Origin of the sequence: Haloarchaeobius iranensis, assembly GCF_900103505.1 — an archaeon.
GTDB classification, from domain to species: domain Archaea; phylum Halobacteriota; class Halobacteria; order Halobacteriales; family Natrialbaceae; genus Haloarchaeobius; species Haloarchaeobius iranensis.
The window spans coordinates 37,115-49,849 of record NZ_FNIA01000023.1; the positions used below are offsets into that span (position 1 = coordinate 37,115).

General features: G+C 68.4%; 11 protein-coding genes and 1 pseudogene. 6 read left to right on the forward strand and 6 right to left on the reverse strand.

The window, feature by feature from the left end; genetic code table 11:
- The first annotated feature begins 29 nt into the window (after positions 1-29).
- From BLT27_RS15815 to hmgA, 3 genes are all read left to right on the forward strand, one after another.
- Positions 30-548 (forward strand): GbsR/MarR family transcriptional regulator, encoded by a 519-nt coding sequence (locus BLT27_RS15815; RefSeq protein ID WP_089735637.1) that lies wholly within the window; start codon positions 30-32, stop codon positions 546-548.
- 139 nt (positions 549-687) lie between these two features.
- Complete coding sequence (locus tag BLT27_RS15820; RefSeq protein ID WP_089735639.1) at positions 688-3,555, forward strand: vWA domain-containing protein; 2,868 nt, start codon at positions 688-690, stop codon at positions 3,553-3,555.
- Positions 3,556-3,594: 39 nt separating this feature from the next.
- Positions 3,595-4,806, forward strand: coding sequence for a hydroxymethylglutaryl-CoA reductase (NADPH) (gene hmgA / locus BLT27_RS15825; protein ID WP_089735641.1), 1,212 nt, complete (start codon positions 3,595-3,597; stop codon positions 4,804-4,806).
- A 133-nt stretch (positions 4,807-4,939) separates the two neighbouring features.
- Here the strand turns inward: hmgA and BLT27_RS15830 are convergent, their stop codons facing one another.
- Positions 4,940-5,284, reverse strand: a complete 345-nt coding sequence (locus BLT27_RS15830) for a hypothetical protein (protein WP_089735643.1) — start codon at positions 5,282-5,284, stop codon at positions 4,940-4,942.
- On the reverse strand, positions 5,281-5,802 hold the full coding sequence (locus BLT27_RS15835; protein WP_089735645.1) for a DUF5817 family protein: 522 nt from the start codon (positions 5,800-5,802) through the stop codon (positions 5,281-5,283). Before BLT27_RS15835 ends, BLT27_RS15830 begins: the two co-directional genes overlap by 4 nt.
- Positions 5,803-5,883: 81 nt before the next feature.
- On the opposite strand from BLT27_RS15835, the gene BLT27_RS15840 reads away from it, so the two are divergent.
- Positions 5,884-7,299, forward strand: a complete 1,416-nt coding sequence (locus tag BLT27_RS15840; RefSeq protein ID WP_089735647.1) for a receiver/sensor box histidine kinase — start codon at positions 5,884-5,886, stop codon at positions 7,297-7,299.
- A 9-nt stretch (positions 7,300-7,308) separates the two neighbouring features.
- On the opposite strand, the gene BLT27_RS15845 is transcribed toward BLT27_RS15840, so the two are convergent.
- The 3 genes from BLT27_RS15845 to BLT27_RS15855 all read right to left on the reverse strand — a co-directional run bounded on the left by BLT27_RS15845 (position 7,309) and on the right by BLT27_RS15855 (position 10,016).
- Positions 7,309-7,680, reverse strand: coding sequence for a hypothetical protein (locus tag BLT27_RS15845; RefSeq protein ID WP_139172365.1), 372 nt, complete (start codon positions 7,678-7,680; stop codon positions 7,309-7,311).
- A gap of 269 nt (positions 7,681-7,949) precedes the next feature.
- Positions 7,950-9,224: an isocitrate dehydrogenase (NADP(+)) gene (icd, locus tag BLT27_RS15850; RefSeq protein WP_089735651.1), complete on the reverse strand. Its 1,275-nt coding sequence runs from the start codon at positions 9,222-9,224 to the stop codon at positions 7,950-7,952.
- A gap of 93 nt (positions 9,225-9,317) precedes the next feature.
- The gene (locus BLT27_RS15855) at positions 9,318-10,016 is read right to left on the reverse strand and encodes a hypothetical protein (protein ID WP_089735653.1); all 699 of its coding nucleotides are present in this window, start codon (positions 10,014-10,016) and stop codon (positions 9,318-9,320) included.
- Positions 10,017-10,205: 189 nt separating this feature from the next.
- Between BLT27_RS15855 and BLT27_RS15860 the strand changes: the two genes are divergently transcribed.
- Positions 10,206-11,111: an isoaspartyl peptidase/L-asparaginase gene (locus BLT27_RS15860; RefSeq protein WP_089735655.1), complete on the forward strand. Its 906-nt coding sequence runs from the start codon at positions 10,206-10,208 to the stop codon at positions 11,109-11,111.
- On the opposite strand, the gene BLT27_RS15865 is transcribed toward BLT27_RS15860, so the two are convergent.
- Positions 11,112-12,347 carry an outer membrane protein assembly factor BamB family protein gene (locus tag BLT27_RS15865; protein WP_089735657.1) on the reverse strand — a complete coding sequence of 412 codons (1,236 nt, stop codon included), beginning with the start codon at positions 12,345-12,347 and terminating at the stop codon, positions 11,112-11,114.
- Positions 12,348-12,438: 91 nt separating this feature from the next.
- Here BLT27_RS15865 and BLT27_RS15870 point away from each other — a divergent pair.
- Positions 12,439-12,735, forward strand: a pseudogene (locus tag BLT27_RS15870) (IS5/IS1182 family transposase); the annotation flags it as partial.

The following is a 12,735-nucleotide window of genomic DNA, read 5'->3' on the forward strand; positions in this document are numbered from 1 at the left end:
TTATAGATTGTCCCTCCCAACCGTCGGGCATGACCACTGACGCGGAGCGTGGCCGGGAACGCGTCATCGACGCACTGGCCCGGTCGGCGGACATCTACGGACTGAAGCAGAGCTACGGACGACTGTACGGGACCCTCTACTTCGCGGAGGAGCCGCTGTCGCTGGACGAGCTGGCCGAGCGGTCGGGCTACGCGAAGTCCACGGTCAGTACGGCGATGAGCACCCTCCGGCGGTTCCACCTGGTCCGTCGCCTGTCGATGCCCGGCGAGGGGAAGCGTGCCTTCTTCGAGGCCGAGCGCGACCTCTGGCGGGTCAGCCGTGAGTTCCTCGCCCAAGAAGTGTCACGAGAGGTGAACGTGATGGTCGACGCACTCGACGAGGCAGAGACCATCCTCGACGGAGCGGAGGGGGAGCGTGCCGAGCAGGACCTCGAACGGGTCCGGCAGCTCAAGCGCACGTACGAGCACGCGGACCGGCTCGTGTCGGCACTCAGCCGTGCCCCGCTGGACCGTCTCACCGATGCCATCGACCGTTTCACTCCCGAGTAGCGGTCGTATTTTCCGCGTCGACTCTGCGATAGACTAGCTGTATCGACGAGCTAGTTTCTGGCCGCCTGGCGTATTTTTTACACCCTAGACAATAGATTTAATATGTCTTCGGGAGTAGTATCTCGGAACGAGGTCACACATGAGGGGTCAAGGCACGTCGACGGCTCGGGCGCGTGGTGTATCTGAAATTACAGGATTGGTGCTGTTGATCGGCATCGTCATCGCTGGGGCAGCGATCCTGTTCGTCTCCGGGTCGGCCGTGACGGAGACCATCCAGGACAACAACGAGGTCGAATCGGCGGAGGTCGCCATGTCGAACGTCGACAGCGAGCTCGGTTCGCTCTCGATGGCCGACTCGGGCACCGGACAGCAGCTCGACCTCGGGAGCATGTCGGCCAACGACGCCATGATCAACCGGACGGGCGAGATCCGGGTCAGCGTGAACGACAGGAGCGCCTGTGCGGCGACGGTTCCGTTGACGGCGCTCGAATACCACCACGAGAGCGGCACGACCATCGTCTACGAGTCCGGCGCGGTCTGGCGTGCCGACGAGAACGGCGGTGTCTCCCAGCTCAGCGAGCCGGGCGTGCGCTTTCAGGACCAGACCCTCCAGCTGAACCTGGTCAACCTCTCCGGGACCGTCGACGACTCGACCGTCGAGGTCCAGAAGAACAGTTCGCGCTCCGCGGCGATGACCAGCTCGGTCCGGTCCCAGCTCTTCGACGGTGCCTGTGGCGACCCCGACACCTTCCGGAACCTCACGCTCTCGGTGACCAGCACGTACCACGAGGCGTGGCAGCGCCACCTCGAAGCCGAGTTCGGCGCGAGCCAGGTCAGTCGGGTCGGTTCCGAGACGGTCGAGGTCGAGATCCCCCGCTCGATGCTCCCGCCGGAGTACGACAACCGGCGCAACACCGTCGTCAACTTCGACGACCGGCTCCTCACCGGGAAGGTCGTCTCCGAAGGGACGCTCGCTCTGGCCGCGGCCGGTGCCGGTAGCGGCGACGACGATGTGTTCGCCATCGACAAAGGCGAGGGCAACACCTACGAGAGCTCGCTCACCCTGCTCGGCGCAGCCAACGCGAACGCGACCACACAGGAGGTCGAGCAGAACAGCCCCGGAGACCCCATCGTGGGCTGGAACAACTCCACGGTGACGCTCACCGACGGGTCGACCGTCGAGCTCACCCACGAGGAACCCGTCTACGAGCAGCAGCAGCGGTGGAACAACTGGACCGAGGAGGTCCCCACGAACGAGACGCTCGAGATAGTCTTCGTGATGGACGAGTCCGGCTCGATGGGGGAGGACTCGAAGATGGAGAACGCGCAGGACGCGGCCAACGAGTTCATCGACGTGGTCGAGACGACCACCAACGGGACGGAGCCGCGGTACAGCGTCGTCGGATACACCGCGGAGGCGAACTGCCAGTGGCCGGAGGACTGGTACGAGGACTACCACCGGGGCGAGAATCGCTGGGTCTGCGAGTCCGAAGACCCCGCGGACGTCGTCCAGCACCATCCGCTGAACACCGACGAACAGGGTGCACACGACGCCATCGCCGGGCTCGAACCGCAGGCCAGCACGCCAATCAGCCAGTCCATCGAGGAGGCCTCGGAGATCCTCCAGAACCAGGGCAACAGCTCGAACGAGCAGTTCATCGTGCTGCTGACCGACGGCAAGCACAACATCGACGACGACCCGAACGGCGACGTCCGCTGGCCCGACGAGGCGGCCGCCCAGGATGTCCCGGACGGGGTGACCCTGCACAGCGTCGGCTTCGGTAACCCGGACGACACGATACTCGAGGCGACAGCCGACGCGACCACCGACGGCGAGTACTATCCGGTCTCCGACTCGGACGACCTCAGCGAGACGTTCGAGGAGATCGCGGAGAACGTCAGCACGCGGACCGTGTACCACAACGAGAGCTACAACGAGACGGTCCTCGTGGGCGTCGAGGAGACGACCGAGACGGTCTCGGTCAGCGAGAGCGGCGAGTTCGACGTGAACCTCTCGACGACGCGCTCGCTCACCGAGGCGGAAGCGGAGAACCACTCAGTCGGCGACACGGTCTGGGTCAACGGCACCGAATCGCTCGTGATCGACGAGAACGAGACCGTCTCGATGGACTTCACCGTCCAGCGGTTCAGCAACGCGTCGAACTCGACGTACACGACGACGGTGTCCCGGTCCGTCGAGTTCTCCTATCAGTCCAACGTCACAGGTGACGTGAACGACACGGTTGTCCTCGAGGACCGCCACCTCGACACCGACACGGCGTACCAGCGGTACCTGCTGCACCCGCAGGCGACGCTCACCGTCGAAACGGGTGGTGACGCCGCCACGCTCTGGGACGGACGGAACCTGAACAACTGGACCGCCGACGGCGTCACGCTCGACGCCTTCGAGAGCGAGGACTTCTCGCTCGCGGACGGCGAGGAGACCAGCTTCGAGCCGACGTTCCGCGAGTGCATCGCGAACGAGACGACCGGCGGCACGGTCACCATCGGCGGGGCGGACTACCAGCAGACGTACTGTACGGCTGCCGGGAGCACGATGCTGGGCGACTCGGAGACGGAGGTCCACATCTACGCCAACAACACGCAGATCCTCGCCAACAGCAGCCTCGCGTGGCAGGAGTCGCTCAGGGAGATGCTCGATACGCCGGACGGGCAGTACTACCGCGAGACGCCGACCGGCGAGCTGTACGCTGACCTCCCCTGTGAGAACCAGGCGCTCGTCGTGGTGGAGGCGACGGACAACGAGAGCCAGACCGACGCGAACAACATGGTGTTCCTCGCCGACGTGGGCCAGTGCTCGGAGAACGTCGAGATGAGCTACCTGGTCGGCGTGGACGTGAGCGTGGTATCGACCACGGAGAACAGCACGCGGGTACTCGCGGGGCCGCCGGTGCCCAGCGTGGACGCGAGTGCGCTGCTGTCGGCCGACGCGTCCGTCTCGGCGACGGCGTCGGTGCACGCGCCGGCCCGCGAACGCGCGGCCTGAACCGACAACCGTTAAGCGGTATCGGGTGCGAGTGCCGGTATGACAGACCCGGCGACGCTCGCCGACCGCGTCCGAGCGGGCGAACTGCGGTTCCACGAACTCGAAGCGCACGCCGACCACGACACCGCCGCGGAGGCACGCCGTCTCGTTCTCGAAGCCGAGACCGACGCCGACCTCTCGACGACCGGTAGCTACGCCTTCGACGCCGAGGTCGCGGATTCGGCCATCGAGAACATGACCGGTGCGACCCAGGTCCCCTTCGGCGTCGCGGGGCCGGTGACGGTCGACGGCGGGGCGGCCGACGGCGAGTACTACCTGCCGCTGGCGACTGCCGAGGGCGCGCTCGTCGCCTCGGTGAACCGCGGCCTGTCGGTCGTCGAGTCGGCCGGTGGCGCGAACGCCAGGGTGACGAAGTCGGGTATGACGCGCGCACCGGTGTTCCGGACGGCTGGTGTCGTCGAGTCCGCCGAGGTCGTCGAGTGGGTGCGCGAGCACGAGGCCGACCTCGCCGAGGCGGCGGAGGCGACGACGAGCCACGGCGAACTGCTGGACGTGACGCCGTACGTCGTTGGCGACGGGGTGTACCTCCGGTTCCGCTACGACACGAAGGACGCGATGGGGATGAATATGGCGACCATCGCGACGGAGGCGGCCTGCGAGGTCGTCGAGGCGGAGACGCCGGCGTCGCTCGTCGCGCTCTCGGGCAACCTCTGTACCGACAAGAAGCCGGCCGCCATCAACGCCGTCGAGGGTCGCGGCCGGTCGGTCACCGCTGACGTCGTCATCCCGGACGAGGTTGTCGAGGAGCGCCTGCACACGACGGCGGCGGCTATCGCCGAGGCGAACACGCGCAAGAACCTCGTCGGCAGCGCGAAGGCGGGTTCGCTCGGGTTCAACGCGCAGGCGGCGAACATCGTCGCGGCGGCGTTCATCGCGACCGGGCAGGACCCGGCGCAGGTCGTCGAAGGGTCGAACGCGATCACGACGGCCGAGGAGCGCGCGGACGGGCTCTACCTCTCGGTGTCGCTCGCCTCGCTGGAGGTCGGTACCGTCGGTGGCGGCACGAAGCTGCCGACGCAGTCCGAGGCGCTCGACGTCCTCGGGCTCGGTGGCGGCGGCGAGCCGGCGGGCGCGAACGCAGACGCCCTGGCGGAGGTCGTCGCGACCGGCGCGCTCGCGGGGGAGCTATCGCTGCTGGCGGCGCTGGCGTCGGACCACCTCGCGTCGGCCCACGAGGAGCTCGGGCGGTAGTCGCCCCCGCCCGAGCGTCCGGCGGGTGTCGACCCGACCGACGAGGACCGCCGCGCCGGCGAGGCCGACCGTCCGGTCGTTCATGGCCGCACGCCGTCGGCTGTCGGCAAGACGCTGCTGGCAGGGGATGGCATCAGCGCTGCCGACGCAGCCCGTCGGCCAGTGCGAGGCACGCGCCGAGGACGACGGCGACGCCGAACAGGAGCCCGGTCTCGCTCCCGAGCGCGGTCGCGCCGAAGACGACCGCGAAGCCGACCCCGGGGACGGCGTGGGCGGCCCCGACGAACCACCGCCCACGGGAGAGGAACAGGACGCCCCCGAGTGAGAGCCCCAGCGCGAGGACGCCGACCGACAGCGCGACGGGCCGGACGGCGACGGAGCCGAGGGCGATGGGGCCGACCAGCGGCTCGGCGAACAGCAGGACGCCGGCCAGTCCGACGAGCGTCCCGACGGCGTACCGTGGGAGGTCGTGACTCACAGCAGCCGGTACTGCCCGCGGCTCTCGCTGACCTCGCCCCGTCGGACCAGCTTGGCCAGCGCGCGCTCGACGTAGCCGGCGGGGACGCCGCGTTCGTCGGCGTAGGCGACGACCTCCTCCTCGGTCGGTGCGTCGAGGTCGCGGAGGGCGTTCTCGACCGTCTCCTTCCGGCTGGTCGAGCCGCGTGTCTCGGTGGCGCGGTCGCCGGCCTCGTTGACCCGGTCGACGTCGAGTCCCGACGCCTCGAGGAACGCGTCGTCGTCGAGGACGCCGTCGGCGACGTCCGCCTCGAGCTCGGCGAAGGAGTCCATCGCGGCGAACGCCTCGCCCTCGCCCTGACGGTTCGCGAGCATCGAGGCGCGGACCTCGCGGGCGTGGTCGAGCTCGTCCGTCTCGACGAAGGATTTGACCTTCGAGAACTGCTTTCGAGTGCCACACGTGCCACAGCGTGTGGTCTCGGGCCGTCCCTCGACGATGCGCAACGCGCCGCAGTCGCTACACCCGACCACGTGGTACATACCCGGGACTGAGGCCTCGTCCGATTTGTACCTTCGTCTCGGGGGCAGAGCGCTCAAGGTCTCCCCGGTTCTGTTTCCAGTATGCACAGGCCGTCGTTCTCGACCCGCGATCCATCGTGGACACCGAAGCCGGACGCGACGGACGCGTCTCTGGTGCTGGTGGTCGCCGCCGACGGTGACGAGGACGTGGCGGCCGTCACGGAAACCGACGGGGTCGACGTCCGCCACGCCCGGGATGTCGAGGCGGTGTCGAAGACGCTTGCGGACCGCCTCGTGGACTGTGTGGTCCACGCGCCGGGTTCGGGGGTGCCCGACGTACTCGAGACGCTCCGGGCGACCAGGGACGTGAGCGCCACTCCGTACGTGCTCTACGCTCGCGACCCCGGGCTGGCGACGGTCGACGAGGTCCTGATGCAGTCGGGCACCGCGTACGTCCCGCGTCGAGGGGACGACGCGGTCGAACGGCTGCTCTCGCAGATCCGACGGCTGACGTCCGAGCGGGGGCTGCGGCAGGCGCTCGAACTGCGCGAGCGGGCGCTTGACCAGGCGACCGTCGGCATCACCGTGGCTGACGCCGACGAGGACCTGGTGTTCGTCAACGACGGGTTCGAGCGAATAACCGGCTACGATGCCGACGAGGCGCTCGGCGACAACTGCCGGTTCCTCCAGGGTGGAGGGACGGACGAGGAGACGGTCGCGGAGATACGGGCGGCCATCGAATCCGAGGAGCCCATCTCGACGGTCATCAGGAACTACCGGAGGGACGGGACCCCGTTCTGGAACCAGCTGGAGATAACGCCGGTCGAGGACGGTTCTGGAACGGTTACGCACTACTTCGGGTTCCAGAAGGACGTGACCGAGCGGACCGAGCTCGAGGGGCGCCTGCGCGACCGCAACGAGCGGCTGGACGAGTTCGCCGAGGTCGTCAGCCACGACCTCCGCGGGCCGCTGTCGGTGGCGCAGGGCTACCTGGAGGACGTCGAAGGCGAACAGGTCGACGCGGCCGTGCACGCACTCGACCGGATGGAGCGGCTCATCGAGGACGTGCTGACGCTCGCACGCGAGGGGCGCTCGCGGGCGAAGACGGAGTCAGTTGCGCTCGAGACGGCCGTAACGCGCGCCTGGCGGACCGCGAAGACGGGCGACCTCGAGGTTGACCTCGGCGACGACCCCGGGACGGTGCAGGCGGACCCGGAGCGGCTCCAGACGCTGTTCGAGAACCTGTTCCGGAACGTGGCCGACCACGCGGAGGGCGCGACGACGGTCCGGGTCGAGGCAACCGGCACCGGCTTCGCGGTGGTCGACGACGGTCCGGGCATCGACCCGACCGTCGCGGACTCGCTGTTCGACCAGGGCATCACGACGCACGAGGACGGGACCGGCTTCGGGCTGGCAATCGTCGCGACGGTCGCGGAAGCACACGGCTGGTCGGTGTCGGTCGGCGAGAGCGAGAACGGCGGGGCACGGTTCGAGGTGGACTGCACCGGCGGTGCCTGACGCCGGCAGTCACCCGAACATCGGCCCGGTCCCGAACGACGGGCCGCCGTCGCTGTCGTCGTCCGTCGACTGCTCCGACTCGGTCGCCTGGGGCTCGCCGCCGTCGGCGGCCGTCTCCGCGTCCGCCCGACGCGCCTCGGCGCGCGCTTCGGCGCGTTGCTCCTTGTGTGCGGCGAGGTCGCGAGCGTAGGACGCGATGGCACGTTTCGTCTCCGAGCTCTGCATCACGAACACTTCGGTGATGTACTTCGGAACCGCCGTCGAGCGGGCGCGCTGTGCCTCGTACGCCACGATGTCGTGCAACGTTTCCGCGTCGTGCTCCTCGAAGTGCTCGACGACGAAGTCGGGCACCTGGGTCGGTGGAGAGGGGGGAGATACCATACCACGCGAATGTGGTAGCTAGTAGAAATAAGTTCTAGTTATTTACTAGAACTCGGACAAGATGTTGGCGTGGGCGGAGGGACCCCGTCACTGCGCTGGGAGGGTCCTGAAACGGTCTGTCGATGGGTTCTCCGGTGACGTCCGGGGCTGCTGTCGTGTTGCACTGCCAACAATTGTCGGATGTCGGAGCATCGTCTAGCGGTTTCGGTGCAGGTCGCCACCGCGGCGATAAAAGTAAGTCCGGGATACCGAGTGCCGCGACCGGCGCTCTACGAGAGCTTCTCGATGTTCGCGATGATCTCGTCGGCGTACTCCGTGGTCGAGAGCTTCTCGCCGCCCTCGATCTGGCGTTCGAGGTCGTAGGTGACCTTGCCGTCGGAGATGGTCTGCTCGACGGCGTCACGGATGAGCTGTCCGGTCTCCTCCCAGCCCATGTACTCGAACATCAGGCGACCGGAGAGGATGAGCGCGGTCGGGTTGGCCTTGTTCTGGCCGGCGCGCTTCGGTGCGCTCCCGTGGACTGGCTCCGCGAGACAGCGCCCCTCGCCGAAGTTCGCGCCGGGCGCGATGCCGAGGCCGCCGATCTGGGCGCCCGCGGCGTCGGAGAGGTAGTCCCCGTTGAGGTTCGGCATCGCGAGCACGTCGAACTCGTCGGTGCGGAGCTGCATCCACTGGAGCATCGCGTCGGCGAGGCGCTCCTCGACCATGACGGCGTCCTCCGGGATGTCGACCTCGTCCTGCTCCTCCCAGAGCGAGTCGGGTGCGGCGAAGACCTCGTCGTCGGGGTACTCCTCGTCGGCGACCTCCATGCCCCAGGTGCCGAACTGCCCCTCGGTGAACTTCATGATGTTCCCCTTGTGGACGAGGGTGACCTTGTCGCGGTCGTTCTCGATGGCGTAGTCGATGGCCTCGCGGACGAGGCGCTTGCTGCCCTTCTCGGAGATAGGCTTGAGGCCGAGGCCGATGGGGCCGTCGTGCATGATGTCGTCCATGCCCATCTCGTCCTCGACGAACTCCTTGACCTGCTGGACCTCCTCGGTACCCTGCTCCCACTCGATGCCGGCGTAGACGTCCTCGGTGTTCTCCCGGAACGTCACCATGTCCATCTCCTCGGGCGCCTTCATCGGGGACGGGACGCCGTCGAGGTAGTACGTCGGACGGACGTTCGCGTAGAGGTCGAGCGTCTGGCGGAGCGCGACGTTCAGGCTGCGGAAGCCGGCACCGACAGGCGTCGTGAGCGGGCCCTTGATGGCGACGCGGTGCTCGCGGATGGCGTCGACGGTCTCGTCGGGGAGGTTGACGTCCTCGCCGTAGATCTCTCGTGCGGACTCGCCGGCGTACACCTCCATCCAGTGGACCTTGCGTCCGGTCGCTGCAGCGGCGGCGTCGAGTACCTTCTGTGCGGCTGGGCCGACGTCCTTCCCGATGCCGTCACCGTGGAGAATCGGGATGACGGGCTCGTCCGGAACGGACAGCTCGTCGCCGTCGGCCGTGATCTTCTCGCCGCTGTCGGGTACCTCGATATGCTCGTAGTCGGAGCTCATTGTCACCTGAAGCGACGAACAGTGCGGGTAAAAGGCCTGCCATTTGCCGCTACGCGGCAAGTATCGCGGCCCGACCGACGGTCGGGTCCCCCGTCACCGGAACGCGCCCAGCATCGCGCGCAGTTCACCGGGGAGGTTCGTCACCAGCGCCCGCGGGAACCGACGCCGCGCGCCCGACAGCGAGTCCGCGAGCCTGGTCCCGGCGTCCTCGAACACACCCTCGCCGTGCCCGAACAGGATGCGCTCGGGAGTCATCCCGTCGAACACCGATTTCGGTGGGGAGAGGCGGGTGAACGTCGGAAACCCCAGTCGCTCGTCGCCCACGGTGAACTTCGCGTGCGAGGAGCAGTAGTCCGGCACGTACAGCGTCCCGTCGCGCTCGCGGTACGCGACGGTCTCGTTCCAGGCGTGCAGCGGCCGGACGTGGGTGAACTCGAAGCCGGCGACGGCGGCGTCGACGGACGCGACTGGTGCCGTGGTGCGCTCGGCGACCCTGTCTAGACAGTCCGGGACGTGGACGGCAACCTCGTGCCGGTCGGCCAGCGCGTCGGCGTCCCGGGCGTGGTAGTCCGAGCAGACCACGACGCCGGCCACCGCGCCCAGCTCCGCGAGCAGGTCGTCCACGCCCGGAGCGTCCAGCGGGTCGAACACCCAGACATCGCCCGCGTCGTCGCGGACGGCGTGGCTCGCACGCTGGCCCCCCTCGTCCGGGTACGCGACCCAGCCGACGCCCCCGTCCCACTGGTCGACGACCCGGAGGTCGGTCGCCGTCTCACGGCTGTACATCGCCATGGTTCGACTGGCGGAGGGGGTTCGTATCGGCGTTTCGGTTCCCGAACGAGTGCCGGGGTCCGGCGTCGCTTGCCGACGAGGCGGTGGGACCGATTCGCCTGCTGGCCCGTCCACCGGGACACCGCGAGAGAGCCAGACGCCGCTGCCGAAGCACACGCACTTTTGGGGCACCCCGCGGAACGGCCGTCCATGCAGGTCATCGTACACGGCGGTGCGGGCGGGGTGCCCGACGACCCGGACCCGCGACAGGCGGTGCTCGACGAGGCGGCAGGACGCGGCGCGTCGGCGGCGACGCCGCTCGACGCGGTCGAGAGCGCGGTGCGCGTGCTGGAGTCGTCGCCCCGGTTCAACGCGGGCGTCGGCTCCTGTGCACAGTCCGACGGTATCCTCCGGACGGACGCGGGCGTGATGACCGACGACCGGTCGGTCGGCGCGGCCAGTTCGATGCCGGGCGTCGAGGCGGCGGTCAGCGTCGCGCGCTCGGTGCTCGAGGAGACGCCGCACATCCTGCTGTCGGGCGTCCACGCGGTCGACTTCGCCGCGGCGCAGGACATCGACTGCGAGGTCGACCTCTGGACCGACAGCACGCGGGAGCGGTTCGCCGATGCGGACGTGCCCGAGGGGGACATGGCGGCGCAGGCCCGCTGGGTGCAGGAGACGTTCGGTGGCGCGACGGCCGACCCCGACGCCGAGCAGGAGGACGCCGGCGCGCCCGCCGGGAAGGACCACGACACGGTGGGTGCGGTCGCCCGTGACGGCGAGAACTTCGCGGCCGCGACCTCGACGGGCGGGCGCTGGCTCGCGCTCGCCGGGCGGGTCGGCGACGTGCCACAGGTCGGCAGCGGCTTCTACTGCTCCCCGGCCGGCGGCGCGAGCGCGACCGGTGCCGGCGAGGACATCGCCCGGGTCACCCTCTCACGGCGCGCGGTGCGCTATCTCGAGGACGGGATGGACGCGCAAGCGGCCGCGGACCGCGCCATCGACGAGCTCGGCGAGCTGACGGGCTCCTCGGCCGGTATCATCGTCGCCGACAGCGACGGGACGGGCGCGGCGTTCAACAGCGATGGGATGCAGACGGCGGTCGTGCGGAACTGACTACTCGGTCGCGTCGTCGGTCGAGAGGCAGACGACCCCCTGGCGACCGAAGTGGAGGAGGCGGTCTTCGGTGACGATCGGCTTCGACGCAGCCGCCCCCTCGCGGTCCCATCGCCGTTCACCGTCGGCCGAGACCACGAGCAGTGCTCCACCCCTGGTACAGACGAACACACCCGCGTCGGTCGCGACGTGGCCCGGGTCCGGCTTCGAGAAGAGGTCGTTCGTCCACCGGCGCTCGCCCGTCGCGGTGTCGAGCGCGACGAGCTGCTGGTTCCTCGTCCCGACGTACAGCGTATCGTCGGTGACGGTGAGTGGTGACCCCGAAGGGAGGACGGTTTCGGGGACGGTCGCCCGCCACCGCCGTTCGGCGGTCTCGGGGTCGTGTGCGTAGACGAACGACCGGTCGGAGCTGGTGCCTTCCCGCTCGGTCGTGAAGACCGCGTCACCGTTGTACACGGGGCTGGCGCCGACGTCGCTCGTCCGCCACTCCACCGTCCCCGAGGCGGCGTCGACGCGCGCGAGTCTCGTGGTCGACGAGTCGAAGGAGACGAACAGCGATTCGGGGGTCCCGACCACGTCGTTGGTGACGGTGAGCGGCTCGGACAGTTCGGTTCGACCGGCTACCGTGCCGGTCCTCGTGTCGCCTCTGAGGACCTCGCGCTCGGTGACCGAGACGAGTTCGTCCCCATCGACGACTGGATGCCAGGCCCGGAACGCCTCCGTCGGATCGTTCTCGAGCCAGAGGCGCTCGCCGGTCTCGATATCGACCGCGAAGGCCGGGTCACCGTAGCCGACGATGGTCGACGCTGTCGCGATGATCTCGTCGGGGAGAGTCCCGTTCGGTTCGAACGACCACTCCTCCTCGCCCGAGACCATGTCGAACCGGTGGACGCCGTCGTGCTTCGCGAAGAGCGATCCGTCTTTGACCACCCGGCACCCGCTGCCGAGCGTGAGGTCCTGCTTGGCCCACGCCCTCGTTGGCGACGTGGTCGGTCCCGTAACGTCGGTGTTCGCGCTGGTCCGCCCCGAGTCGTGGCCGTACATGGGCCACTCACCGGTGACCGAGGAGCCGCTGTCGGACCCGTCCCCGGTGTTGGCCTCGGTACTGGTGGGTCCACTCGATTCGTTCGGGCCCGCCGCGGGTTCGTCAGCGGACTCATCCCCCAGACAGCCGGCAGAGAGGACCGTCGCCCCGACACTCGTGGCGAGGAACTCCCGCCGCCCAGTTCCATCCATATCGTCGTGTAACATTCCAAAAACAGTATTAATTTTGAGGGTGTCATAGAACGATTACCACACCAAGGAGCAGGGTGAACGCTGAGGTGGAATGAGTTCAGCGACCCTGCAAGATGCTCCTTCGGTAGAGACGTTCTTCAATGTCGCGGAGACCGAGACACTAGCGTTGTTTGAGCATCTCTCCTTCGAGTTTCTCGAAGAGTTCGACGTGTTCGCCCCGGCGGAGACGGGGCGAACACGAGATCACGAACCACCAGAGCTGATGCGTGGGTTCCTTCATTGCTACTACCACGATATCTACGGGATTCGCCCGGTTGAGCGGGAGCTTCGGAACACGGTTGTCTGGCTGAGCTGTGGCTTCGATCGACCGCCGTCGAGAGACGCGGTC

Excerpts from the sequence above, each read along its gene's own strand:
- icd (WP_089735651.1), bottom strand. The coding sequence starts at position 9,224 with ATGAGCTCCGACTACGAGCATATCGAGGTACCCGACAGCGGCGAGAAG.
- BLT27_RS15865 (WP_089735657.1), bottom strand. The coding sequence starts at position 12,347 with ATGGATGGAACTGGGCGGCGGGAGTTCCTCGCCACGAGTGTCGGGGCG.
- BLT27_RS15855 (WP_089735653.1), bottom strand. The coding sequence starts at position 10,016 with ATGGCGATGTACAGCCGTGAGACGGCGACCGACCTCCGGGTCGTCGAC.
- BLT27_RS15815 (WP_089735637.1), top strand. The coding sequence starts at position 30 with ATGACCACTGACGCGGAGCGTGGCCGGGAACGCGTCATCGACGCACTG.
- BLT27_RS15820 (WP_089735639.1), top strand. The coding sequence starts at position 688 with ATGAGGGGTCAAGGCACGTCGACGGCTCGGGCGCGTGGTGTATCTGAA.
- hmgA (WP_089735641.1), top strand. The coding sequence starts at position 3,595 with ATGACAGACCCGGCGACGCTCGCCGACCGCGTCCGAGCGGGCGAACTG.
- BLT27_RS15840 (WP_089735647.1), top strand. The coding sequence starts at position 5,884 with ATGCACAGGCCGTCGTTCTCGACCCGCGATCCATCGTGGACACCGAAG.
- BLT27_RS15835 (WP_089735645.1), bottom strand. The coding sequence starts at position 5,802 with ATGTACCACGTGGTCGGGTGTAGCGACTGCGGCGCGTTGCGCATCGTC.
- BLT27_RS15860 (WP_089735655.1), top strand. The coding sequence starts at position 10,206 with ATGCAGGTCATCGTACACGGCGGTGCGGGCGGGGTGCCCGACGACCCG.
- BLT27_RS15845 (WP_139172365.1), bottom strand. The coding sequence starts at position 7,680 with ATGGTATCTCCCCCCTCTCCACCGACCCAGGTGCCCGACTTCGTCGTC.